This is a genomic window from Pandoraea bronchicola (genome assembly GCF_902459805.1).
GTDB lineage: Bacteria > Pseudomonadota > Gammaproteobacteria > Burkholderiales > Burkholderiaceae > Pandoraea > Pandoraea bronchicola.
In genome coordinates this window covers 59,151-83,104 of the sequence record NZ_CABPST010000011.1, presented here as the reverse complement: position 1 = coordinate 83,104, position 23,954 = coordinate 59,151, and the positions used below count along the sequence as shown (strand labels likewise).

Below are 23,954 nucleotides of genomic sequence, written 5' to 3'. Positions count from 1 at the left end.
CTCGCCCCACGCGTCCAACGTCGCACATATGCGCGATGGGCTAAAGGGCAAAGGCGCGCGCAAGGCAGCGTGATCGCAGCCATCCCGCCACCCCAAAAAAAACAGCGCCTGCGATTCGTACGCAAGGCGCTGTTTTTTTGGCGAAGGCGTCAGCCCATGACATGGCGGCGAATCCGATGGGGTTGCCGCCGCGCGATGCGCGATGACTCGCACCTCTGCACGAAGGCTGCTCAACGATAGGCGTTGATGCTGTCGCGCGTCTTCTGTGCAGCCGCTGCGGCAGCCGCAGCGAATTGCTCGTCGCGCCCCGCATAGATGATGGCGCGCGAAGAATTGATCATCATGCCGGTACCGTTGGCGGTGCGACCGGCCTTGACCGTCGCCTCGACGTCGCCGCCCTGAGCACCCACGCCCGGGATCAGCAACGGCATATCGCCGACGATGCTGCGAACGGCCGCGATCTCCGCCGGGAACGTTGCACCGACCACCAGACCGATCTGACCGCTCGTATTCCACGGACCTGCCGCCAGACGCGCCACCGTTTGATACAGCGGCTTGCCGTCGACATCGAGGAATTGCAGATCGCTGCCCCCGGGATTTGATGTCCGGCACAGCACGATAACGCCCTTGTCGGCATGCGCCAGATACGGCTCAAGCGAGTCGAAGCCCATATACGGGTTCACCGTCACGGCATCGGCACGATAGCGCTCGAAGGCTTCGCGCGCGTACTGCTCGGCGGTGCTGCCGATGTCACCGCGCTTGGCGTCGAGAATCACCGGCAGGCCCGGATGATCGGCGTGGATATGCGCAATCAGACGCTCGAGCTGGTCTTCGGCGCGATGCGCGGCGAAGTAGGCAATCTGTGGCTTGAACGCACTGGCGTAGGGTGCCGTGGCATCCACGATCTGGCGGCAGAACTCGAAAATGGCGTCGGGCTGCCCTTGCAGATGCGCGGGAATGCGCGACGGCTCAGGGTCCAGACCCACGCAAAGCAGCGAATTGTTGCGCGTCCAGGCGGCGTTGAGAACTTCGGTGAATGTCATGACGGGGTTCCGGCGGGGTTCCGGCGGCAGTAATCCGACGGAGGGTGATTCGAGACTGATTCCATCCAGCAAGGCCGCTATTTTACCTGCTCCGCGGCCTCGCCTTCCCTTGTCCGGCGCAAAGCGGCCGCTGCGCCAGCGTCAAGCGCCGCCGCGCGCGCTCAGTCGAGCCAGCCGCGATGGCGGAAATACAGGAACGGCGCAATCGCCGAAAGGACCATCAGGCCGATGGCGAACGGATAACCGACTTCCCAATGCAACTCCGGCATCATCTGGAAGTTCATGCCGTAAATACTGGCGATCAACGTGGGCGGGAGGAAAGCGACCGCCGCCACCGAGAAGATCTTGATGATCTTGTTCTGGTTGATGTTGATGAAGCCGATAGTGGCATCCATCAGGAAGTTGATCTTGTCGAACAGATACGCCGTGTGGTTATCGAGCGACTCGATATCGCGCAGGATCTGCTTGCCCTCCTGATACTGCTCGTCCTTGAGCATGCGGGCGCGCATGAGGAACGACACCGCGCGACGCGTATCCATCACGTTGCGGCGAATACGGCCGTTCAAATCCTCCTCGGCGGCGATGCTTTCCAGCGCCTTGGCGGCGTCGGCATCGGTGAGATTCTTGCCCAGCACCCGCTTGCTCACCGCTTCGAGCGCGGCATACACCCCTTCGAGCGAATCGGCCGAATACTCCGCATCGGTCGAATAAAGATCAAGCAATACATCCATGGCGTCGCGAACCGACCCTGGACGAATGCGCGCGCGCATGCGCACCAGCCGGAACACCGGCAGATCTTCGTCGTGGATGGAAATCAGCAGATCCTTGAGCACCACGAACGCGACCGGCACGTTACGCGACTGCTCCTCGTCGTCGAGCAGGAAGTCCGTGCGGATGTGCAGCACGCCGCCATCGTCTTCGTAATAGCGTGCAGACGCCTCGATATCGGTCACCTCGTCGCGTGACGGCAACTTGACGTGATAGGCCTCTTCGACCCAGCGGCGCTCCTCTTCCGATTCGCTATGCAGATCGACCCAGACCGGCGAGACGCTAGCCAGATCGCTGGGGTGGTCACAAGTCACCTGTTGCAGGCGGCCCTGATGGATGACAAAGGCATTGATCAAACGAGGTTCTCCCTGCTACGCGGCGACGGCAAGTGTAGCAGCCACGCCACAGACACGCCAAGGGCGGCGACTCAGCCTGAGTGACACACCGCCCCCTTCGTCGGCAAATGGAGGATTCGGCCGTAAGCATCCTCCTAAATTCGATGAAGTCGGGGCGCTCGGCAAGCATCGGTCGCACGCGGATCGAACCAATCTGCGCACTTTGCGTCAACTTTGATATCGACGCACTCACGCGTCCATCGACAGGGAGAAAAGCAAAATGAATGAAGTCACAACCCCTCTCGCGTCCTTCGACGCGGTGATGGGTTTTCTGGCGGGCAACGCCGTTCGTTACGGTCTTTCGTTCGTACAGGCCGTATTGATCCTGCTGATCGGCTTCTGGATCGCGAAACGACTGGCCCGCTTCGTTCACCGCACACTGAGCCGGTCACCGCACTTCGACGCCACGCTCAAGCCGCTCATCGAGTCGGTCGTGCTGTGGTCGGTACGCATCATCACCATCATTGCCGTACTTGCACAGTTCGGTGTGCAAACGGCCAGCATCATCGCCGTGCTTGGCGCCGCCGGTCTGGCGATCGGTCTGGCGTTGCAGGGCACGTTGCAGAACATCGCGGCGGGCACGATGCTGCTCGTGCTTCGCCCGTTCCGCAATGGTGACTACATTACTGCGGGCGCATCGGTCGCGGGTACCGTGGAAGAGATCGGCTTGTTCACGACCACGCTCACGAATGCCGACGGCATTTTCGTCTGCGTGCCGAACAACCAAATATGGGGGCAGCCGATCACGAACTACAGCCGCAACGCCACGCGTCGCATGGAGATCACGGTGGGCATTGCGCTCGATGACGATCTCGATGCAGCCATGGCGGCACTGCGTGCGCACGTCGCCGACGACGGCCGGGTGCTCGACAAACCCGCGCCGGAAATCATGGTCAAGCAGGTGAGCGACAGCGCCGTGATCGTGAACGTGCGCGTCTGGTCGCTGCTGGGCAACTACTGGGGGTTGTATTGGGATCTCCAGCGCCGCGTGAAGGAGACGGTCGAGAGCGTGGGCTGCTCGCTGCCCTTCCCGACGCGCACCATCCTGCAAGTGCCTGCGCAGTCGCTGCCAGACGCAGCGCAGCCAAGACACTAGCCCTCGCGCGATTTCCCGCGCGAACGGTCGCGGGGCGCGGGGCGCAGCGCACGAGATTGGCACGTCAGGCGGCGCGACGAAGGTCGTGCCGCCTTTTTTTCGTGACGAATCAGGCGCAAGAGCGCGCGCCCCAGACGTGCGCAACACGCTACTGCGGCAGCTCCGCAGCCCCCATGCGACGCGCAATGACGCCAGCGCGCTGCGCGAGATACGGTGAATTGCGATGGGTGTCGAAATAGCGGGGGCGCGGCAACATCACGGCCAGCCGCGCCGCCTGCCATGGCGAGAGCTTCGAGGCCGGAATGCCGTAGTAGTAACGCGCAGCCGCTTCGGCACCGAACACGCCTTCTCCCCACTCAACCGAGTTGAGATAGATCTCGAAGATACGTTGCTTGTCCATCCAGAACTCGAGCATCCAGGTAATGCTCAGTTCCTCGGCCTTGCGCAGATAGCTCTTCTCGCTCGACAGGAACAGGTTCTTGGCCAACTGCTGGGAAAGGGTCGAGCCGCCAGCGACGATGCGGCCCTTCTTCTGATTCTTCTCCCATGCGCCGAGCATCGCGTCGATCTCGAAGCCATCGTGGTTGACGAAGTTCGCGTCCTCGCTGGCGATGATCGCGCGCTTCAGGTTGCGCGAAATCTGATCGTACGGCACCCATTCGTGCCGAAGCGTCGCATTCGGATTGGTCTCGCGCAGCCGCGCCTCGGCCGCCCGCATGAACGCCGTCGATTGCGGATTGAAGTGGACCCACCAGCCGATTTGCATGAAGTAATAGAGCTGCGTGGCCAGCACGCCCACGAATACCAGCGTGACGACGTAAGCCGTCCATTGCCAAGGCCCCCAGCGGCGTTTGCGGGTCGTGCGCGGAGCGCGTCGCTGCGCAGGCATCGATGACGATCAGCCCTTGGCAGCGAGCCGTGCGCGCAACGCGGCGCGCACGGCACCGGTCGACGGACGCACACCGCGCCACACAGCAAACGCTTCGGCGGCCTGCTCGACAAGCATGCCCAGTCCGTCCGCCGCGCGCGCCGCACCGGCCGACAACGCGTGCGTCATGAACACTGTCGGTTGCGCACCGTACATCATGTCGTAGGCCAGCGATCCGGTGGCATAGACCCCCGCCGGCAGTGGCGGCACGTCACCCTGCAAGCTACCGGCCGTGGCATTGATGACGACGTCGAACCCCACCGGAGTCTTGTCCCAGCCGCCCCCCGCCAGCGTCACGCCATGACGCCCCGCCGCCGCGGCGAAGCGCGCGACAAGTTCATCGGCACGTGCGGCTGTGCGATTGGCCACGAAAAGTGCCGCCGGGCCAGCCTCGATCAGCGGCAACATCGCCCCGCGCGACGCGCCGCCAGCCCCGAGCAGCAGCACGCGGCGCCCCTTGAGCGAGGTGCCGAGCGGCCCTTCGATATCGCGCACGAGGCCCACGCCGTCGGTATTGTCGCCCGTGATGCCCTGTACATCGAACACCAGCGTATTGACAGCGCCAGCCGCCTGCGCGCGTTCGGTCAGACGGTCCGCGAGCGCATGCGCCTCCAGCTTGAACGGCACGGTGACGTTGGCGCCCCGTGCGCCATTTTCGATGAAGGTGCGCACGGTAGCCGCGAACGCGTCGAGCGGCGCGAGCAGGCGTTCATACGTGAGATGCTGGCCCGTCTCCCGCGCGAACTCCGCGTGAATGAACGGCGACTGGCTATGTTCGACAGGATGACCGATCACAGCGTAGCGATCGGCCGGCAGGTCCCCGGATGGCGTTTGGTTTGTCATCGTTTTCAAAGACGCGGCGCCTGGCTTTCGCTCAGGCGCCGCTGTTGCATGTGGCAAGTGACGGCATTTGACCGGCGTTCAGCGCACGTCGATCACCAGAATATCCACAGTGCGATGCCGCCGAAAAGCGCCCATTTCACCGCATAGTACACGTAGCGGTTCCATGCCTTGAGGCGCTTGCCGACAATGCGGATCGAGTAAACATACCGGAACACCTTGTTCAGCCCGCCGGTACGGTCGCCCGCCTCGTTGGGCGACGCCGCAGCACCGACCAGATGACGGCCGAACCAGTGGTTGATCGCCTGCGTCCAGCGATACCGCATCGGACGCTCGACATCGCAGAACAGAATGATGCGGTTCCGACCACTCTGGTTCTCGGCATAGTGAATGTAAGTCTCGTCGAATACCACGCCTTCGCCGTCGCGCCAGCTATAGCGCTGACCATCGACGTCGATATAGCAGCGGTCATCGTTCGGTGTGACCAGTCCGAGGTGAAAACGCAGCGACCCCGCAAACGGATCACGGTGGCGCACGAGACGGCTGCCGTGCGGCAGTTCGGCAAACATCGCGGCCTTGATCGTCGGGATCTGACGCACGAGGCCGGTCGTCACCGGGCAGAGTGCATTGGCGGACGGATGCGCATCGTCATACCACTTCAGGTAGAAGCGCTTCCAGCCACTCTTGAAGAACGAATTGAAACCGAGGTCGTTGTATGTGTCCGACGCTTTGATGCGGCTCGCCTCAAGTAGCGACACCGCCTCGGCACGAATCGCTTCCCAGTTCTGGCGCAAGGGCTCCAATTCTGGGAAGTGCTCGGCTTCCAGATACGGCGTCGTCGGCACACGAGAGAACGTGTACATGAACACGTTCAGTGGCGACAGAAACGTCGAATGGTCCGAGAGTTGGCGGAAAAAGTGATGGCGAACCTTACCGCGGAAATGCACATATGCAGCACAAGCAGCAAAGATCGCCAGAACAATCCATTTCATGGCGGACTTTCCAGTTCGGGGAAAACTTCGCAATTATAGAAATATTTGGAGAGCTTTTCCGAGCAGGTCGCCCCATGCGACGCAAGGGATTACGGTGCCCCGACACCCGGCGGTGCGACGAGCGTTTCGGCCTGCACGCCCTGACGTGAGAACGTCATGCGCGTCACGATTTCGAGAATATCGTAGCGCTGCTTCATCTCAGGAGAGAAGTCGCCAAACGGGGCGCTGGCTTGCACGATCGCCACAGCGCGGCGGTCCAGATCGCGATTGCCGGAGCTTCGCGTAACCTCGACGCCCGCGACGTCCCAGCCGTCCTTGTGATAGCCGAGCCCGCCACGCTGATTGACGTTGAGCGTTACGATCAACTCGCCATAAAGACGGTCGTTGCCAATCTGTGGAAAGTGTTCGGTGCCGTAGCGCTCGACGCGATGACGCAGCGTATCGAAGTAGCGTGCGTACGCCGCTTCGCGCGTGTTGGCCGTGACCTGGCCGCGCTTCGGACGGGTCTGGTAAGCGCGCAATTGCTTGTCGATTTCCGCCTGCAAACGGGCGATTTGCTGATCGACGTTCTGGTCGTCGAGCCCTTGCCCGCGTTGCGGCGCATCGGCACGCTTGTGCTGTGATTCGGGCGTGGCGGCGTATTGACTGCGCAGTTGCGAAAGCAACTTCTCCTGCGTCGCCTCGAGATCGCTCACGTTGCGCTGAATCTGGGCGACAGGCGCACCGTCGCGATCGACGGCGCGCGACGGCAATGGCGACGTCGCGCGCTCACCGTCGTGCTCGCCTCCACCTACGAGATTGGCCTGCGCCAGCGCGGCAGCCTTATCGGGCGCGTTGGCCGACTTTGCATTCACGAGAACGACTTCGAGCGGCGAGTCTGCGCTGTGCAGCCGAAAACTGTCGGGCGCAACGAAGTGCACCGCCAGCGCGAGCAGATGGACCACGGCCGAAAACACGAGGCCCGTGGCGAGCGGATGCTCGCGCATGAACGACCAGCCGCGGCGTCGTGCCGCGCCCAGATTGCCGGAAGCGAGCGCCGGTTTCAGCACGCCGGGCTGGCAGATGCGTCGCGAGCGCCCGCAGCCATCAGCGCAGCAGCGAGCGGCGAGGTTTCGGCGGCGGCATCCGCCGGTTGTGCGGCGCGCGCGCTCGTGTCGGGCGAGGCCGACGCGGCATCGTCGTCACCACGGCCCTCGACACCGTCGTTGCCATCGGCACCATCCGCACCGTCTGCCCCTTCGCTGCCGTCGCCCCCCTCACCCGCGCCGCCTTCGCCTTCGTCGTCGTCATCGGCAAGCTCGGTCTGGCTGGCGCCGAGCACCTGCGAGATACGCACCGAAATACTGAGCGTGACCACATCCAGTGACAGCACGTCGAGCATGATCTGCGTGCCCCGCGCGTGCAGACCGAGACCCGGCACGATCAACGTGAGCGGGATATCGTTCAGACGCACGGTGTCGCCCTTGAGCACACTCGCCTGCACCTGCGACTTGTTCTCCTGGAGCAGCCAGCGCAGGCACCAGTAACGCTCCATCCGGCTCTGGTGCTCGGCGTAAGCCGCATAAGCGGCTTCGAAGCTCGAGACGGTGACATACAGGTCGGCATCCTTCGGCTTGAAGGGGGCTGCCAGCTTGGCCGTCACACCGTGACGCACACACGCGATCAACTGCCACTGATTCACGAGATCGACGTAGCGGCGCAATGGCGACGTGCTCCACGCATACTGTTCGACGCCAAGTCCCTCGTGCGGCGCGGGCGACGTCTGCATGCGCGTGCGGTTCACGCCGTAGGCGCGCTGCGCGCGGTAGATGCCGGGCACGCCGCATTCGGCCAGCAAGCGTCCCCAGCGGCTATTCGCGAGAATCGCCATCTCGGCGACGATCAGATCCAGCGGTGCACCGCGCAGGCGTTGCTTGATCGTGACGTGCTCGCCATCGACGTAGAAACTGAAGTCGGTCTTGTTCTGCACTTCCGGGCGCAGGCCGTAGCCCACACGCGCGGCCTGGCGCTTGTCGTAAAGCGACTGCGCGAACGGCCACAGCAAGCGCAGCGCTTCCTTGTGCGGATAGTCGCCACTGCCATCGGCCAGCGTCTCGGCCGTGATGATCGAGTCAAGTTCGTTGTGACGCAGATTCGCGGAGATCGGCACACGTTCCGCACGGGTTTCGGTCGCAACGATCTCGTAGGTGTCGGCCTTGGCCACGACGTACAACGACAATGCCGGACGCGCACCGCCCTCGGCGAGGGTGTATGCCTCAACCACCGCATCGGGCAACATCGTGATCTTCTCGCCGGGCGCGTAGACCGTCGACAGACGCACGCGTGCGATGTCGTCGATGGCGTCGCCACGCGTGATGCCGAGCGCCGGCGCCGCAATGTGGATACCCACGCGCAGCAGGCCGTCGGGCAGCACCTGCACCGAGAGGGCGTCGTCGATTTCCGTCGTCGTCGAATCGTCGATGGAGAACGCCTGCACGTCGGCCAACGGCAAATCGTCACCCGGCACCGGCACCGGTCCCACGTCGGGGAAGCCGGTACCGCGCGGGAAGTATTCGTAGAGGAACGCCGCCTCGTGATACGCGCGCGGCGACGCAATGCCGCCACAGGCGAGCATCACCTCGGCGTGCGTCTTGCCCAGTTCGCTGGCGGCAGCGTCGAGCGCCTTCCACTCGATGGCGTTCTTGTCCGGACGGAACAGCAACAGCAGTTCCTTGCCCTTGAGCGCATCGGGGAGCGTGCCCGCAATCATCTGCTCCGCGTAGCTGGCCTGCAACTCCGCCTGCTGCTGCTTACGGGCGAGTCCCGCAAGCGCCGCCTGAATTTGCTCCTGGGGCGCACGTTGATACTGGCCGCGGCCCTTGCGACGGAAGTAGATCGGCGAGGCCTGCAGGGCCAGGGCCAGTCCGGCTTGTTGCGCAACGCTCGCGCCCTCACCGAAGTACTCGGCGGCAAGCGTAGGGAACGGAAACTCCTCGGCAGGCGCGCATTCCCACAGGAAACTCATGTCGATGTCCTGTGCGGCTGCCTGAGCCTGAGCGATCAGCTCTGCGGGAGAGGGGGATTCAAAACGCAACAGGACGTCGCGTCCCTTGATCTTGCTACGGCGTCCGCCAGGCAGTTCCACCTGATACGACTCACCCTGCTGCGACAACACCGTGCCAGCCTTGAAGCCGCCGGATTCCTCAAAAAAAATATTCATGAAACAGCCATCGATCGCAATAGGCAATATTGTAGCCCGCCAAAGTACGGCGGTTTAGGGCAGAACGGGCAAACGCGTCATTCGCCCGCGAACGAACCCGCAGTATCGGGCGAAGGGGGGACGTCGATGCCGGCGAAGCGCAGCACGTCGTCCATATAGTCGACGAAATCGGAAATACCGTGGTCGCTGCCTTCGATCTGGGTGAGCTTGGCCCCCGGGAACTTCGCCACCATGTCACGGTAGTCGAGGGTCTGGTCGCCGGTCGCCGCCACCAGATAATAGCGCTCGGGACGTGTGATCTGCGCCACGTCGATCATGCGCAGTTCGTCCAGATGACGCGGCTCGACGACGATGGTGCCGCCGCCATGCCACATCGGCTGCTCACCGAGCCATTTGCCGAGGTCGTCGTAAGGGCGCGTGGCCGGATTGAGCAGCACCGCGCGGCATCCGAGCTTCTCGGCCAGATAGGTGGCGTAGTAGCCGCCCAGCGAACTGCCCACGATGGTCAACGCTTCGGGCGCCACGCCTGCCAGTAGACGCTGCGCATCGACCACCGCAGCGAGCGGCGACGGCGGCAACTGCGGGCAGGCCCAGGCATGACCGAGTCCGAGCCGGTGCATGCGGGCCGCCATCAATTGCGCCTTGAACGAACGCGGCGACGAACGGAAGCCGTGCAAATAGAGAATCATGTGAGCTCCCGATAAAACCAAGTCAGTGTACACAGGCGGCAAAAAGCGCCCGCATCAGGCGCGCGCCGCCAGCGCATCCAGCAATTTCTGGTGAATGCCGCCGAAGCCACCGTTACTCATCACCACGATCTGGTCGCCCGGCTGTGCCGCCGCACTCACGGCGCGCACCAGTCCGTCGATGTCGCTGAACGCCTGCGCCCGGGCGCCAAGCGGCGCGAGCGCCTCGGCGAGATTCCAGCCCAGGGCATCTTTGCCCGACGGTGCGCCGTAGCCGAACACCAGATCGGCATCGGCAAGACTCGCGGGCAATTGCGCCTTCATCACGCCGAGCTTCATCGTATTCGAGCGCGGCTCGAGCACCGCCAGAATGCGCGCGCTTCCCGCACGACGGCGCAATCCCGCCAGCGTCGTCTGAATGGCGGTCGGATGGTGCGCGAAGTCGTCGTAGACGGTAACGCCAGCCGCCTCGCCGCGAACTTCCATGCGGCGCTTCACGTTCTGGAACTTACCCAGCGACGCTGCGCCCTGCTCCGGCGGCACACCGACGTGCCGTGCTGCCGCCAGCGCGGCCAGCGCGTTCATCCGGTTGTGCTCGCCCTGAAGCGACCATTTCACTTCCCCGGCGGCCACCGGGCCGTGATGAACCCAGAACGCCTCCTGTCCGGGCGCGAGCGCGTCGTTGGCCTGAGCCACGTGCCAGCCGTCTGCCACGCCGAAGCGTTCGACCTCACTCCAGCATCCGCGCGCCAGCACGCGCTCGAGCGCCGGCTCGCGACCATTGACGATCACGCGGCCCTGCCCCGGCACCGTGCGCACCAGATGGTGGAATTGCGTCTCGATGGCCGCCAGATCCGGGAAGATATCAGCGTGATCGAACTCCAGATTGTTCAGAATCGCCGTGCGCGGATGGTAGTGGACGAACTTGGACCGCTTGTCGAAGAACGCGGTGTCGTACTCGTCGGCTTCGATCACGAAGAAATCGCTGTCGGTCAGACGCGCCGAAATACCGAAGTTCATCGGCACGCCGCCAACGAGGAAGCCCGGGTTGTAGCCCGCGTCTTCGAGAATCCAGGTCAGCATCGAGGTGGTCGTGGTCTTCCCGTGGGTTCCCGCCACGGCCAGCACCCACTTCTTCGCCAGCACATGCTCGCCGAGCCATTGCGGGCCCGAGGTGTACGGCAGATTCCGGTTCAGGATCTCTTCCATCAGCGGATTGCCGCGCGAGACCACATTACCGATCACGAACAGGTCGGGCTCGAGCGAGACCTGTTCGGCGTCGAACCCCTCGATCAACCGGATGCCTTGCGCCTCGAGCTGCGTGCTCATGGGCGGATAGACGTTGGCATCACAACCCGTGACGGTATGGCCGGCCTGACGCGCGAGGACTGCCAGACCGCCCATGAACGTACCGCAGATGCCAAGAATATGAATATGCATGGATGGGGAGCGTGATGAGAACGGGCCGAACCCGTGCGGGAAATAGGAATGCCGAAAAGCCAAGGGCTCCATTGTACCTGCGGCGTGCTCCGCAATGCCTTTCGGGTATCATCGTCCGCATGACACGCAAATCCTGGACCGACGCCCAACGCTTGCGCGAAGAAATCGCGCTCGCCGCCGCCCGCCTCATCGCCGAGGAGGGCGCCGACTACGCGACTGCGAAGCGCAAAGCGGCAAAGCAGGTCACGGGTGAAGCGCGAATTGCCGGCGAATTACTGCCTGATAACGATCAGATCGAAGCGGAAGTCCGTGAATATGTCCAGACATTCCTCTCCGATACGCAGCCCGCCGAGCTGGCGCACCTGCGTCAGGTGGCGCTCACCGTGATGACGGAACTGGCGCGCTATCGGCCGTTCATCACCGGCGCCGTCTACAATGGCACGGCGACGGCCCTATCTGATATCTATTTGCAGGCTTTTTGCGACAACCCGAAGGAAGTCGCCATCGACCTGCTCAATCGAGGCATCGACTACGAGGTCTCGGAGAGCCGTCATTTCAATGGTCGCGGCATGGTCGAGACGCTGAGTTTCCTGTGGCGCGAGCGGCATCAGCGCGGCGAGCCCGCGGGCGTACACCTGTCCTTGTATTCGATGGATGACATGCGCGGGGCGCTCAAGACAACCGACGGCAACGGCCGCCCGGTACGCGTCGACGCCAACGGCCTGCGCACGCTGATCGCCGAGGCCACGGAACAAGCGCACACGCATTGATCTGCCGTCATGTTGCGGCGAAATCGCCATTAATTCTTCGCAATTACCCTCCGTTTTTCGTCTACCGTTGATCCCGGCACCTCTGCCTTCCTTCCCATCATGGCAAAACGCATTGTTATTCTGGTGATTCTGGCGCTCGCAGGCTTGGCGGGCGGCTTCTGGCTCGGCCATCGCAACGCGCCGCCGGGCGCATCGGACGCCGCCGTTACGCAGTTGCTCGCCACCCGGCTGCCCGACCTGAACGGCAACGAGCAGCCCATCGCGCAATGGCGCGGCAAGACACTGGTCGTCAACTTCTGGGCTCCGTGGTGCGGGCCATGCGTGGAAGAAATGCCCGATCTGCAGGCCCTATCTGCGGAATTCGGTAGCAAAAACGTCCAATTTGTCGGGATCGGCATCGATACCGCACAGAATATGCTCGCGTTCGAGCAGAAGGTGAAGGTCGGCTACCCGTTGCTGGTGGCGGGCTATGCCGGGACCGATCTGGCCCGTGCCCTGGGTAACAAGGCCGGGGCGTTGCCCTTTACCGTGGTTGTCGACCCCCAAGGCCGCCTGCACTACGAAAAGCTCGGCCGCATCACGTCGGACGAGGTGCGCGCGGCGCTCAAACCGCTCATCTGACCCCGCCGCGGGAAACCGGGAGCCACGGGGAGCCGCGGGAAGTCCCGCCAGACGTGAGCGGCGAGGCCAGATTTTCGCCCCACTGGACAAAATCCACCAACTGGCGTTTAATTGCGCCCAATTTCGTGAAATTTGATTCGCCGATGCCTCACCGCATTCTCGTGCTCCACGGCCCCAACCTGAACCTGCTCGGTACTCGCGAGCCGGAGGTGTACGGTCGCACGACGTTGGCCGATATTGACTCCGCCCTTGTGGCGCAAGGCAAGACGGCGGGTGCCGAGGTGGTGACATTCCAGAGCAATCACGAAGGTGCATTGGTTGACCGGATTCAGGCGGCACGCGATGAGTCGATCGACTTCATCGTCATCAACCCTGCGGCCTACACCCATACCAGCGTGGCCATCCGCGACGCGCTGGCCGGGGTGGGCATTCCGTTCGTCGAGGTCCACCTCTCGAACGTCCATGCGCGCGAGGCCTTCCGGCATCACTCGTACTTATCCGATATTGCGCAAGGCGTGATCTGCGGCCTGGGCTGGCGCGGGTACACCTACGCACTCGATTTTGCCCTGCGGCGACTCGCCGGCGGGTAGTCCTCTTATCCCCTATTTCCCGCGCGGGGCGTTGCCCCCGCGTCGATATCGAATCAAGGAGCTTCCTTCATGGATTTGCGCAAACTCAAGACGTTGATCGACCTCGTGGCCGAATCGGGTATTTCCGAACTCGAAGTCACCGAAGGCGAAGGCAAGGTCCGCATCGTCAAGGCGCCGCCCCAAGTGATCGCCGCCCCGATGCAGATGGCCATGCCGGCACTCGCCCCGCAGGCTGCTGCGCAAGCGCCGGTCGCGTCTGCCGCCGCCCCCGCTCCGGTCACGCCGGTGCTGCCGCAAGGTCACATCGTGACGTCGCCGATGGTCGGTACGTTCTACCGCGCCCCGTCGCCGGGCGCCGATCCGTTTGCGCAAGTCGGCGACTCGGTCAAGGAAGGCCAGACGCTGTGCATTATCGAAGCGATGAAGCTGCTCAACGAAATCGAGTCGGACAAAGCTGGCGTGATCAAGGAAATCCTCGTCGAGAACGGTCAGGCCGTGGAATACGGTCAACCGCTGTTCGTGATCGGCTAATGCCGGTTGTCGGACGCCCCGCCTGCGCGGCTGTGTGCCGCCTGGCGGCAAGCGGCGTCCGGCCCCGATCCTCTCCCCTTACGGGCAGGACTGCACATAATGTTTGAAAAAATTCTCATCGCCAACCGCGGCGAAATCGCTCTGCGCATCCAGCGCGCGTGCCGCGAGATGGGCATCAAGACCGTCGTGGTCTACTCCGAAGCCGACAAGGAAGCGAAGTACGTCAAGCTCGCAGACGAAGCCGTCTGTATCGGCCCGGCCCCCTCGCCGCTCAGCTACCTGAACATGCCTGCGCTCATCAGCGCGGCGGAAGTCACCGACGCCCAGGCCATTCACCCGGGCTACGGCTTCCTTTCCGAAAATGCCGACTTCGCCGAGCGCGTCGAGCAATCGGGCTTCACGTTCATCGGTCCGCGTCCCGACACCATTCGCCTGATGGGCGACAAGGTCTCGGCCAAGCAGACGATGATCAAGACCGGCGTGCCGTGCGTGCCGGGTTCTGAGGGCGCGTTGCCCGACGATCCGAAGGAAATCGTGCGCATTGCACGTCAGGTCGGCTACCCGGTGATCATCAAGGCCGCTGGCGGCGGCGGTGGTCGCGGCATGCGCGTGGTGCACACGGAAGCGGCCCTCGTGAACGCGGTCAACATGACCCGTGAAGAGGCCGGCCGTGCATTCGGCAACCCGGAAGTCTATATGGAGAAGTTCCTCGAGAACCCGCGCCATATTGAAATCCAGGTGCTCTCCGACAAGTTCAAGAATGCGGTCTGGCTGGGTGAGCGCGACTGCTCGATGCAGCGCCGTCACCAGAAGGTGATCGAAGAGGCGACCGCGCCGCTGATCCCGCGCCGTCTGATCGAGCGTATCGGCGACCGCTGCGCCGACGCCTGCAAGAAGATGGGCTACCTCGGTGCCGGCACGTTCGAGTTCCTGTACGAAAACGGTGAGTTCTACTTCATCGAAATGAACACGCGTGTGCAGGTCGAGCACCCGGTCACGGAAATGATCACGGGCATCGATATCGTGCAGGAACAGATCCGCATCGCGGCCGGCGAGAAGCTCGCCTACCGCCAGCGCGACATCCAGTTCCAGGGGCACGCCATCGAGTGCCGTATCAACGCCGAAGATCCGTTCAAGTTCACGCCGTCGCCGGGTCGCATCACTGCCTGGCACATGCCGGGCGGCCCTGGCATCCGCGTCGACTCGCACGCTTACAACGGCTACTTCGTGCCGCCCAACTACGATTCGATGATCGGCAAGCTGATCGCCTACGGCGCAACGCGTGACCAGGCCATCCGTCGCATGCGAGTGGCGCTGTCGGAAATCGTGATCGAAGGTATCCAGACGAACATCCCGCTGCACCGGGAGTTGATGCTCGACGCCAAGTTCGTCGAAGGCGGCACGAGCATTCATTATCTGGAACACAAGCTGGCGCAGAAATCTGCCGTCGGCGGCAATTAAGTCGTTAATTCGTAGGAACTACTCGCTATGTATCGCGAACTCGTCGTAGAAGTTGCCCGTGCCCAAGCCGAGGCCCTGTCGGACGCCCTGCTCGATTTGGGCGTACTGTCGGTCTCCGTGGAAGACGCGGACGCCGACACGCCCGACGAGCAACCGATGTTCGGCGAGCCTGGCCTGACCCCGCCGGACACCGCGTGGCAACACTCGCGCGTGGTCGCGCTGGTGGGGGAAGACCAGGACGCCGCCGTGCTGCTCGCGGCGGCCGTCAATGAATTGGGACTCAACGAGTCACCCGCGTTCACGTTGCGTGACGTGGAGGAACAGGATTGGGTGCGTCTCACGCAATCGCAGTTCGAACCGATGCAGATCGGCCAGCGGATCTGGGTCGTGCCGTCGTGGCACGACGCCCCGGACACCGATGCGCTCATCCTCGAACTCGATCCGGGTCTGGCCTTCGGCACCGGCAGCCATCCGACCACGCGGCTTTGCATGGAGTGGCTCGAACAGAACGTGCAGCCGGGCCAGTCGCTGCTCGACTATGGCTGCGGCTCGGGCATTCTGGCGATTCTCGCGCAGAAGTGCGGCGCCGATCCGGTCATCGGTATCGATATCGATCCGCAGGCGGTTGAGTCCGCGCGCTACAACAGCGAACGCAATCGTGCGGCGGTCGAATACGGGCTGCCCGATGACCTGCGCGACGGCCAGTTCAACATCGTGGTCGCCAACATCCTGTCGAATCCGCTCAAGCTGCTGGCCTCGATGCTCACCTCGCGGGTGGCGCCGGGCGGACGCCTCGCACTGTCCGGCGTGCTGGAACGGCAGGCTGACGAGGTGATCGCCGCCTACGCGCCCTATATGAAGATGTCTGTCTGGCGCGCTCACGATGGCTGGGTCTGCCTGCACGGGCAGGCCGCCAGCTAAACGCGCGCACGACGCGCCGAGCCCCCGAGTCCCATGACCCAGCCCTCGCGCGTTCTCGCTACCCGCTGCCCCCACTGCCATACCGTCTTTCGCGTCGTTGCGGATCAGCTCAAGCTGCGCGACGGCCTGGTGCGTTGCGGCAACTGCCGTGAAGTGTTCGACGGCCGCGTCTACCTATGCGAGCCCCCCAGCGAAGCGGGTGACGTGCCGGCCGCCGAGGCGGCGAACACCACGAATGCCACGAACACGGCACGCGCCGACGACACCCCCCAACCCCATGCCGTCACAAGGAACGACGTCGGTGCGTTCGACCTGACAAGCGAGCCGCAGACGTCATCCGTGTCATTCGACGCGGCCGTGCCTTCGGCGACGCAGGCTGCCTCGGCCACCCCGGCGTCGACACCGGAGAACAATGCCACCGCCTCCGCCGAAAGGCCACCGGTGCCCGAGATGCTCACGCCCACGGCCATCGCGGCACTGCTGGGCACCCCCGACGAAAGCCGGGCGCAAATGCAGCACGGCCCGGGACGCTATATCGACGACGATCCCGCAACGCTCACGGCGCCTACCGCGTCGACGTCACGCGCCGAGCCACCGGCTTCATCCGGCCTCGCAGGACAATCGCGACGCCCTGGCGCCGGCCGGGTGATCTGGCGAGTGTTGCTTACGCTGGCGATCCTCGGCCTGATCGCTCAGTGGGCGTGGATCGAACGCGCCGCCCTCGTCGATCGCATTCCGGCGTTGCGCGGTGTGTTCGCGAGCGTCGGACGTCCGATGCACGTCACGATCGCGCCACCGCGTCAGCCGGACATGATTCAGATTTCCAGCGTCACGCTTGTCACCGACGAAGCTGACGCGACCGACGCAACGAATGCGTCGAACACCTCGGCCGACGCAACGGCAAGCGCGGCGTCGGCAGGCAATGCGCCGTCGGCCGCCGGCAACGCCGTGCCCATGACGCTCACCGTGTTCATCCGCAATCAGGCGGACTACGCGCTCGCTTGGCCGTCGCTCGAACTCACGCTATCGGACATCGATGGCAAGCCCGTCGTGCGGCGTGTTTTTGCGGCCAGCGACTATGTCACCGACGCCGCCCAGCGCGAGGCCGGGCTGGCTCCACGCAATGAACGCACGATTCGGTTACGATTGTCGGCGCAGGCAGCGCTAGCCAGTAATTACCGGGTGCTCGCGTTCTATCCGTGATAGCGCTGTTGCACTCAATCTAGGAGATATTGATGTCCCAAGTCACGCTCGGGGGTAACCCCATCGAAGTCGACGGCCAGTTCCCGCAGAAGGGGCAGACCGCACCGGCACTCTCGCTGGTCAACGCCAAATTGCAAGACGTCACGCTCGACGACTTTGCCGGCAAACGCAAGGTGCTCAACATCGTGCCGAGCCTCGACACGCCGACCTGCGCCACGTCGACCCGCAAGTTCAACGAAGCCGCCGGCAAACTCGAGAACACCGTCGTGCTCGTGATCTCGGCTGACCTGCCGTTCGCGATGAGCCGCTTCTGCGCCACCGAAGGCCTGAACAACGTCGTCACGCTCTCGACCATGCGCGGCCGTGAGTTTCTCAAGAACTACGGCGTGGCGATCACCACCGGTCCGCTCGCCGGCGTGTCGGCGCGTGCCGTCGTGGTGCTCGACGCCGATAACCGCGTCGTCCACGCCGAACTGGTGCCCGAGATCAAGAACGAACCGAACTACGACGCAGCGCTCGCCGCGCTGTCGTAAATCGACGCAGCGCCTCTGGCCCGCCCGGCACCGCCGGTGCGTGCCAGATTGCAGTTCCCGCGCCGGCGCAGCGAATGCACCGGCTAGTTTTCGGGTGGCGCAAGGCAACTCGATCGACCGTCATCCGCTACCGCCCTTGTTGGCCCCCTCTTACCTTTCGCAAGGATCTATTCCGTGACTACCGTGATCTGCGGCTCGCTCGCCTACGACAACATCATGACGTTCGAAGGCCGCTTCGGCGAGCACATCCTGCCCGATCAGGTACATATACTGAACGTCAGCTTCCTCGTGCCGACGATGCGCCGCAACTTTGGCGGCTGCGCCGGCAACATTGGCTACAGCCTGCACCTGCTGGGTGGCTCACCGGTGGTGATGGGTACGGTCGGCGACGACGGTGGTGCCTACCTCGAGCGCCTCCAGTCGCTTGGCATGACGACGGAATTCGTGCGCACCGTCACCGACAGCATGACGGCGAACGCCATGATCACCACGGATCTGGACAACAACCAGATCACGGCCTTCCACCCGGGCGCCATGATGTTCTCGTCGAAGAATCGCGTGGCCGATGTCACGGGCGCAACGCTCGGCATCGTGGCTCCCGACGCTCCCGACGCCATGCTCGCCCACGCCGAAGGCTTCGCCGCTGCCGGCGTGCCGTTCATGTTCGATCCGGGCCAGGGCCTGCCGCTCCTCTCGGCTGAGGCACTGCGCCACACGGTGGAACTCGCAACGTATCTTGCGGTCAACGACTACGAAGCCAAGCTCCTCTGCTCGAAGACCGGCTGGTCGATGGAAGACCTGCCGTCACGCGTCGAGGCACTTGTCGTCACGCGCGGAGAACACGGGGCCCTGATCTTCGCCGACGGCAAGCAACACGACATTCCTGCCGTGACCGCCAAGCGTATTGTCGATCCCACTGGGTGCGGCGATGCTTTCCGTGGCGGGTTGCTGTATGGCATCGAAAAGGGTCTCGACTGGCCGACTACCGGCCGCCTGGCCAGCCTGATGGGTTCACTCAAGATTGCCGAGCAAGGCCCGCAGACTTACGCACCGACGCGCTCCGAGATCGAGGCGCACTATGTAGAAGCGTTCGGCCACCGCTTCGAATGATTCTAGAAAAGGCACAACGATGGCACGACTGACCACACCGCTCATTATTCTCACTGCCGCGGCTTCACTCTCCCTGTCCGCCTGCACGGCGTTCGGCCCGAGCAATTCTGCGAGCGTCTACAACAGCCGTCAGGCGCAACGCGAACAGGTCGTGCGCATGGGCACGGTTGAATCGGTGCGCCCGGTCACGATCGACAGCAGCAACGGCGATCCGGGCATTCTCGGCATCGCCGGTGGCGGCGCACTCGGCGCCATTGGCGGCAGCGCCATCGGCGGCGGTCGCGGCTCGATTGCGACGGGCATTGTCGGGGGACTGATTGGCGCGGTCGCAGGTCAAGCCATTGAGAGCCGCATGAGCAAGAAGGCGGGTCTGGAAATCACCGTGCGACTCGACAATGGCGAACTGCGTGCGATCACGCAGGATGCCGACGAGGGCTTCCAGCCGGGACAGCGCGTGCGTCTGCTCTCGAGCGGCGGCGTGACACGTGTGACGCACTAAGTCTTCACGGCGAACTGAAGTTCGCTGGACTCGTACTCGCAGAGAGCGATCCCGCATCGCGCTCGCGCAGGCATCACCCGGGCGACTCAGGTCGCCCGTTTTCATTTCTGCCATGAAAAAACCCGCTGTGACGATTGCTCATCACAGCGGGTTTCGGATCGAGTAGGCCTACTCGATCAAAAGACACCTAAGTGCCTTGGTTCCTGCATCGGCACTCGAATTACGGACGGCTGCCGGTCGGGAACGGCCATGCCGCTGCCGGGTTCAGCGCCGTCTTCGGTGCGGCTGCCGGCGCTGCGGCCGGTGCAGCTGCAGGCTTCGCAGCAACCTTCTTCACTGCCGGCTTCTTGGCAGCAGCAGCAGGCTTCTTGGCAGCGGGCTTTTTAGCAGCCGGCTTCTTCGCAACAGCCTTCTTCGCAGCCGGCTTCTTGGCAGCGACCTTCTTCACTGCTGCCTTCTTCGCGGCCGGCTTCTTGGCAGCCACCTTCTTCACTGCGGCTTTCTTGGCGACCGGCTTCTTGGCGGCAACCTTCTTCACCGCTGCCTTCTTGGCGACCGGCTTCTTGGCGGCAACCTTCTTCACCGCTGCCTTCTTGGCGACCGGCTTCTTGGCAGCAACCTTCTTCACTGCAACCTTCTTGGCTGCCGGCTTCTTGGCAGCAACCTTCTTCGCTGCCGGCTTCTTGGCAGCAACTGCCTTCTTCGCGACAGGCTTCTTAGCAGCCACAGCCTTCTTGGCGACAGGCTTCTTGGCGGCGGCAGCCTTCTTCGCTACCGGCTTCTTGGCAACAGCCTTCTTGGCTGCGGGTTTTTTCTTAGCAGTAGTAGCCATCACTTTGCTCCTTAACGTGAAAGATCACTCAAACAAAACCACCTGAGAAGGAAACCCGACCACCGTGCGGCGAACCGCCGGCGAGCGGGCTATTCATCGGCGTACGCATCGGACATCGACGGCTTACGCTAATGAATTCGGCGCTGCGCGCATGACGCTGACCGTGTGTGGTCACGCGCGCAAAAAAATTGCCGGCGACATTGCCGCCAGCAATTCGATTGTCTTGAGAAGGGGGATTCGCCAGATTCTTCGGGGGGTAGCTTGCCTGTCCCGTCATCGGGATGGAGGAGATTGCGATAGCGGATAAGCGATACTGCTTGCTATGCACCAAGGTTTTTACGCTCCGTAACTACCAGCTCTCTGTCGCGGGAGGAAAGCAATGTGCTTTCGTGTGTTCATCGAGACTGCAATTTATTTGAGCGAATAATAATTCTTTTGTGATGCGATGTTAATACTTTGCGCGTAAAAAAGCGCACAACATTCGTACCGAAGAAGTCAATCTGTTGTATTTGATTCACATCGCACTCGCATGTCGATGCATGCGAAGCACTTGCGAAGCGATCGAAACGTCTTGCGAGTGAGGATGATGTGCGTGACCTGCACGTTCTCTTTTGCTTCTCTTGCTGCTGGTCACGCGTGTCATGCACGCACACACCACCCTCTCGAAACCCGCATGGATGCTTGCTTTGCAGCGAGCACCCAATTTTCTCTCTACGCTTAGTCCCAGCTCAGCGCGCCACCGGTCTGGTACTCGATCACGCGCGTTTCGAAGAAGTTGCGCTCCTTCTTCAGATCGATCATCTCGCTCATCCACGGGAACGGATTCTCTTCGTTCGGGTAGAGCGCCTCGAGACCAATTTGGGCACAACGACGGTTCGCGATGAAGCGAAGATAGCTCTTGAACATGCCTGCGTTCAGACCCAGCACGCCGCGCGGCATCGTGTCTTCGGCGTAGCGATACTCCAACTCGACTGCCTTCTTGAACAGTTCGCGAATCTCTTCGCGGAACTCCGGCGTCCACAGATTCGGGTTTTCCAGCTTCACCTGGTTGATCAGATCGATGCCGAAGTTGCAGTGCATCGACTCGTCGCGCAGGATGTACTGATACTGCTCTGCAGCACCCGTCATCTTGTTCTGACGGCCCAGCGCCAGGATCTGCGTGAAGCCGACATAGAAGAACAGACCTTCCATGATGCAGGCGAACACGATCAGCGAGCGCAGCAGCTTCTGATCGGCTTCCTGCGTGCCGGTCTGGAACGACGGATCGGCCACGACTTCAATGAACGGAAGCAGGAACTCGTCCTTATCGCGAATCGACGGCACTTCGTGATACGCGTTGAAGATCTCGCCTTCGTCCAGGCCTAGGCTCTCGACGATGTACTGATACGCGTGCGTATGGATCGCCTCTTCGAACGCCTGACGCAGCAGGAACTGACGGCACTCCGGCGCAGTGATGTGACGATAGGTGCCCAGCACAATGTTGTTCGCGGCCAGCGAGTCGGCGGTCACGAAGAAGCCAAGGTTGCGCTTGATGATGCGGCGCTCGTCGTCGGTCAGACCGTTCGGATCTTTCCACAAGGCGATGTCGCGCGACATGTTGATTTCCTGCGGCATCCAGTGGTTCGCGCAGCCGGCCAGATATTTCTCCCAGGCCCACTTGTACTTGAAGGGCACCAGTTGGTTCACGTCCGTCGTGCCGTTGATCACGCGCTTGTCGGACGCACTCACGCGACGCGTCGACTGCGAGGCGATCACACTTGGGGTATCCCCTTGGGTGCCGAGAATGTTCGACGCGGGCGCCGGGGCCGGAGCAGCGGAGGGGGCAGCCGATTTGGCGGCGGTGGTGTCTTCTTCCCAGTTAAGCATAGGGTCTCAGTCCGTTCAGGTTGATGCGATGCACACATGCGCGCACATCGCCGAAGTGACAGATCAGCCGTTCGCGAGCGAAGGCTGACAAAAAACTTGCGATCCGGCAGCCGGCAGCCTATCGCTTGCCGTGCGAAGTCCACCGGAAAAATGGCCGTGTTTCGGGGGTAATGCAGATGCGCAACTGCGCAGTTTTGAACAACAACGCCGACGCGAGTGCCGTAGCCACATCATGACCTCCCGACGTCGAATTGAATGACTCCAATTTAGCACAATTACGTCACTCATTCCAGCCCACAACACTAGATATAGTGTCGCACCGCACGATGACCACTATACCTAGTGTTTGATGGTTTACCAGTGGGCATTGCCATCCAGCCTCGCGGGACCGGCATCTTGCCACGAAACGGCGCCGCACGACAGCCATTGCGCAGCGTCGAAATGGCGTTGCGCCACATTGGCGTATCCTTTGGCGACGAGCGTCACTGCGCAGCGGACCGGCACGGCAGATTCCGGCGCGCGCCACCTCCTCCCGACGCCGATAAAGGAGATACCGACGATGACATCCGCAGGCGCCGATGGCGCACAGGCTACGGCAGGTTCGCCGGGCCCGACCCCACTCATCCTCACGCCCGGCAAGCCGATCCGCCTCTCGAAAGGCGCCCTCGTGGCCGAAGTCCAGCCCGGTTGCGGCGGCCGCCTCGCCCGGCTTGCTCGACGCGACACACGCGACGACGTCTTCGACTACCTCGTGCCGCTCGGCAACGAGCCGTTCTCGTCGGACGAATGGCCGAAAGCCGGTGCGTTCCCGATGCTGCCATATACCAACAGGCTGCGTGACGACACCCTGCACTGGCGCGATCGCGCGATTCTCGTTCGCGAGGCACCGGCGGCGTCGAGTTCTCTGCATGGCTGGGGGCTACGTCGCGAGTGGGACGTCGTCGACGAGAGCCCGCACTGCTGCGTGCTGCAACTCGACAGTCCCGCGCAGCCCGAATGGCCCTGGCACTATCAGGCGTATCTCTCGGTGTCGCTCGACGAGCAGGGTGTCGACATGCAATTGTCGATCACCAACCTCGGCGCCGAAGACATGCCGGCCGGACTCGGGCTGCACCCGTACTTCCGCTGGCCCGCGGGCGCTCGTCTGACCTTCGAGTCGGAAGCGATCTGGCGTTCGCCCTCCGAGGACATCCGCTGGCCGAGCGAGCAGCGTGTGCATGTCGGCGCGATGGAAGTCGTGTCCGTCGGGGGCGGGCTCGATACCGGAGGGCGCTCGACCTGGTTCGCCGAAGTGCCTTCCGAGTCCGGACGATTCAATGCCCGCATCGACTACGCCGGCGGCCTGCGTTCCGCCACCGTGCGCAGCGAGGATGCCACCTGGCTGGTGCTTCACTCGCCCGCCGGGCGCCCTTACCTGTGCCTCGAGCCGTCGACGCATCGGGTCGGCGAGTTCGACGACGACCATGTGGTGTTGCCACACGGGCAGACGCTCGATCTGTCGATGCGCATCGATCTGACCTGATCTGATCGACGGACGAACCCGCCAAAGAAAAAACCCCGTCGGCCCGCAAGGGCGACGGGGTTTTTCCCAAGTGCCGGGTACCCCTTTCGGCACCGCGGCACACTCAGC

24 protein-coding genes are annotated in these 23,954 nt (G+C 63.1%); 12 read left to right on the top strand and 12 right to left on the bottom strand.

Translation table 11 applies throughout. The features are described from left to right. Positions 1 to 230 precede the first annotated feature (230 nt). Positions 231 to 1,043 carry an orotidine-5'-phosphate decarboxylase gene (gene pyrF / locus PBR20603_RS18490; RefSeq protein WP_150560957.1) on the bottom strand — a complete coding sequence of 271 codons (813 nt, stop codon included), beginning with the start codon at positions 1,041 to 1,043 and terminating at the stop codon, positions 231 to 233. 161 nt (positions 1,044 to 1,204) lie between these two features. Further along, complete coding sequence (gene corA / locus PBR20603_RS18485) at positions 1,205 to 2,167, bottom strand: magnesium/cobalt transporter CorA (RefSeq protein WP_150560956.1); 963 nt, start codon at positions 2,165 to 2,167, stop codon at positions 1,205 to 1,207. Positions 2,168 to 2,426: 259 nt separating this feature from the next. Between corA and PBR20603_RS18480 the strand changes: the two genes are divergently transcribed. Then, on the top strand, positions 2,427 to 3,302 hold the full coding sequence (locus PBR20603_RS18480; RefSeq protein ID WP_150560955.1) for a mechanosensitive ion channel family protein: 876 nt from the start codon (positions 2,427 to 2,429) through the stop codon (positions 3,300 to 3,302). 148 nt (positions 3,303 to 3,450) lie between these two features. Here PBR20603_RS18480 and mtgA read toward each other — a convergent pair whose 3' ends face one another. The 7 genes from mtgA to mpl form a co-directional block, all read right to left on the bottom strand. Then, positions 3,451 to 4,191, bottom strand: a complete 741-nt coding sequence (gene mtgA / locus PBR20603_RS18475) for a monofunctional biosynthetic peptidoglycan transglycosylase (protein ID WP_150560954.1) — start codon at positions 4,189 to 4,191, stop codon at positions 3,451 to 3,453. 9 nt (positions 4,192 to 4,200) lie between these two features. Continuing rightward, positions 4,201 to 5,073 carry a shikimate dehydrogenase gene (gene aroE / locus PBR20603_RS18470; protein ID WP_150560953.1) on the bottom strand — a complete coding sequence of 291 codons (873 nt, stop codon included), beginning with the start codon at positions 5,071 to 5,073 and terminating at the stop codon, positions 4,201 to 4,203. A gap of 92 nt (positions 5,074 to 5,165) precedes the next feature. Beyond that, complete coding sequence (gene lpxO, locus PBR20603_RS18465) at positions 5,166 to 6,062, bottom strand: lipid A hydroxylase LpxO (protein ID WP_150560952.1); 897 nt, start codon at positions 6,060 to 6,062, stop codon at positions 5,166 to 5,168. Positions 6,063 to 6,151: 89 nt separating this feature from the next. Continuing rightward, positions 6,152 to 7,111 (bottom strand): energy transducer TonB family protein, encoded by a 960-nt coding sequence (locus PBR20603_RS18460; protein ID WP_246174819.1) that lies wholly within the window; start codon positions 7,109 to 7,111, stop codon positions 6,152 to 6,154. Continuing rightward, positions 7,105 to 9,261 carry a ribonuclease catalytic domain-containing protein gene (locus PBR20603_RS18455; protein WP_150560951.1) on the bottom strand — a complete coding sequence of 719 codons (2,157 nt, stop codon included), beginning with the start codon at positions 9,259 to 9,261 and terminating at the stop codon, positions 7,105 to 7,107. Before PBR20603_RS18455 ends, PBR20603_RS18460 begins: the two co-directional genes overlap by 7 nt. Before the next feature lie 77 nt (positions 9,262 to 9,338). Beyond that, the gene (locus PBR20603_RS18450) at positions 9,339 to 9,950 is read right to left on the bottom strand and encodes a YqiA/YcfP family alpha/beta fold hydrolase (RefSeq protein ID WP_150560950.1); all 612 of its coding nucleotides are present in this window, start codon (positions 9,948 to 9,950) and stop codon (positions 9,339 to 9,341) included. Positions 9,951 to 10,004: 54 nt separating this feature from the next. Further along, positions 10,005 to 11,387 (bottom strand): UDP-N-acetylmuramate:L-alanyl-gamma-D-glutamyl-meso-diaminopimelate ligase, encoded by a 1,383-nt coding sequence (gene mpl / locus PBR20603_RS18445; protein ID WP_150560949.1) that lies wholly within the window; start codon positions 11,385 to 11,387, stop codon positions 10,005 to 10,007. Positions 11,388 to 11,506: 119 nt separating this feature from the next. Here mpl and PBR20603_RS18440 point away from each other — a divergent pair, with 119 nt between their 5' ends. The 10 genes from PBR20603_RS18440 (at position 11,507) to PBR20603_RS18395 (ending at position 19,626) form a co-directional block, all read left to right on the top strand. Beyond that, the gene (locus PBR20603_RS18440) at positions 11,507 to 12,157 is read left to right on the top strand and encodes a UDP-N-acetylmuramate--alanine ligase (protein WP_150560948.1); all 651 of its coding nucleotides are present in this window, start codon (positions 11,507 to 11,509) and stop codon (positions 12,155 to 12,157) included. Positions 12,158 to 12,256: 99 nt separating this feature from the next. After that, positions 12,257 to 12,778 (top strand): TlpA family protein disulfide reductase, encoded by a 522-nt coding sequence (locus tag PBR20603_RS18435; protein WP_150560947.1) that lies wholly within the window; start codon positions 12,257 to 12,259, stop codon positions 12,776 to 12,778. A 143-nt stretch (positions 12,779 to 12,921) separates the two neighbouring features. Beyond that, positions 12,922 to 13,368 (top strand): type II 3-dehydroquinate dehydratase, encoded by a 447-nt coding sequence (gene aroQ, locus PBR20603_RS18430; RefSeq protein ID WP_150560946.1) that lies wholly within the window; start codon positions 12,922 to 12,924, stop codon positions 13,366 to 13,368. Between the two features lie 69 nt (positions 13,369 to 13,437). Beyond that, complete coding sequence (accB, locus tag PBR20603_RS18425) at positions 13,438 to 13,899, top strand: acetyl-CoA carboxylase biotin carboxyl carrier protein (protein WP_150560945.1); 462 nt, start codon at positions 13,438 to 13,440, stop codon at positions 13,897 to 13,899. A gap of 99 nt (positions 13,900 to 13,998) precedes the next feature. Continuing rightward, positions 13,999 to 15,360: an acetyl-CoA carboxylase biotin carboxylase subunit gene (gene accC, locus PBR20603_RS18420; protein WP_150560944.1), complete on the top strand. Its 1,362-nt coding sequence runs from the start codon at positions 13,999 to 14,001 to the stop codon at positions 15,358 to 15,360. Positions 15,361 to 15,387: 27 nt separating this feature from the next. Then, positions 15,388 to 16,281 (top strand): 50S ribosomal protein L11 methyltransferase, encoded by an 894-nt coding sequence (gene prmA / locus PBR20603_RS18415; protein ID WP_150560943.1) that lies wholly within the window; start codon positions 15,388 to 15,390, stop codon positions 16,279 to 16,281. A 33-nt stretch (positions 16,282 to 16,314) separates the two neighbouring features. Continuing rightward, positions 16,315 to 17,484, top strand: a complete 1,170-nt coding sequence (locus PBR20603_RS18410) for a DUF3426 domain-containing protein (protein ID WP_150560942.1) — start codon at positions 16,315 to 16,317, stop codon at positions 17,482 to 17,484. A 32-nt stretch (positions 17,485 to 17,516) separates the two neighbouring features. Further along, on the top strand, positions 17,517 to 18,017 hold the full coding sequence (gene tpx / locus PBR20603_RS18405) for a thiol peroxidase (protein ID WP_150560941.1): 501 nt from the start codon (positions 17,517 to 17,519) through the stop codon (positions 18,015 to 18,017). A 174-nt stretch (positions 18,018 to 18,191) separates the two neighbouring features. After that, positions 18,192 to 19,127, top strand: coding sequence for a carbohydrate kinase family protein (locus PBR20603_RS18400; RefSeq protein WP_150560940.1), 936 nt, complete (start codon positions 18,192 to 18,194; stop codon positions 19,125 to 19,127). A gap of 19 nt (positions 19,128 to 19,146) precedes the next feature. Next, positions 19,147 to 19,626: an outer membrane lipoprotein gene (locus tag PBR20603_RS18395; RefSeq protein WP_150560939.1), complete on the top strand. Its 480-nt coding sequence runs from the start codon at positions 19,147 to 19,149 to the stop codon at positions 19,624 to 19,626. 220 nt (positions 19,627 to 19,846) lie between these two features. Here the strand turns inward: PBR20603_RS18395 and PBR20603_RS18390 are convergent, their stop codons facing one another. The 3 genes from PBR20603_RS18390 to PBR20603_RS18380 all read right to left on the bottom strand — a co-directional run bounded on the left by PBR20603_RS18390 (position 19,847) and on the right by PBR20603_RS18380 (position 22,324). Then, positions 19,847 to 20,458, bottom strand: a complete 612-nt coding sequence (locus PBR20603_RS18390; protein ID WP_150560938.1) for a histone H1-like DNA-binding protein — start codon at positions 20,456 to 20,458, stop codon at positions 19,847 to 19,849. A gap of 28 nt (positions 20,459 to 20,486) precedes the next feature. Beyond that, positions 20,487 to 20,789 (bottom strand): hypothetical protein, encoded by a 303-nt coding sequence (locus PBR20603_RS18385; RefSeq protein WP_150560937.1) that lies wholly within the window; start codon positions 20,787 to 20,789, stop codon positions 20,487 to 20,489. 386 nt (positions 20,790 to 21,175) lie between these two features. After that, on the bottom strand, positions 21,176 to 22,324 hold the full coding sequence (locus tag PBR20603_RS18380) for a ribonucleotide-diphosphate reductase subunit beta (RefSeq protein WP_150560936.1): 1,149 nt from the start codon (positions 22,322 to 22,324) through the stop codon (positions 21,176 to 21,178). Positions 22,325 to 22,883: 559 nt separating this feature from the next. Here PBR20603_RS18380 and PBR20603_RS18375 point away from each other — a divergent pair. Further along, positions 22,884 to 23,846, top strand: a complete 963-nt coding sequence (locus PBR20603_RS18375) for an aldose epimerase family protein (RefSeq protein WP_174977970.1) — start codon at positions 22,884 to 22,886, stop codon at positions 23,844 to 23,846. The last annotated feature ends 108 nt before the right edge of the window (positions 23,847 to 23,954 follow it).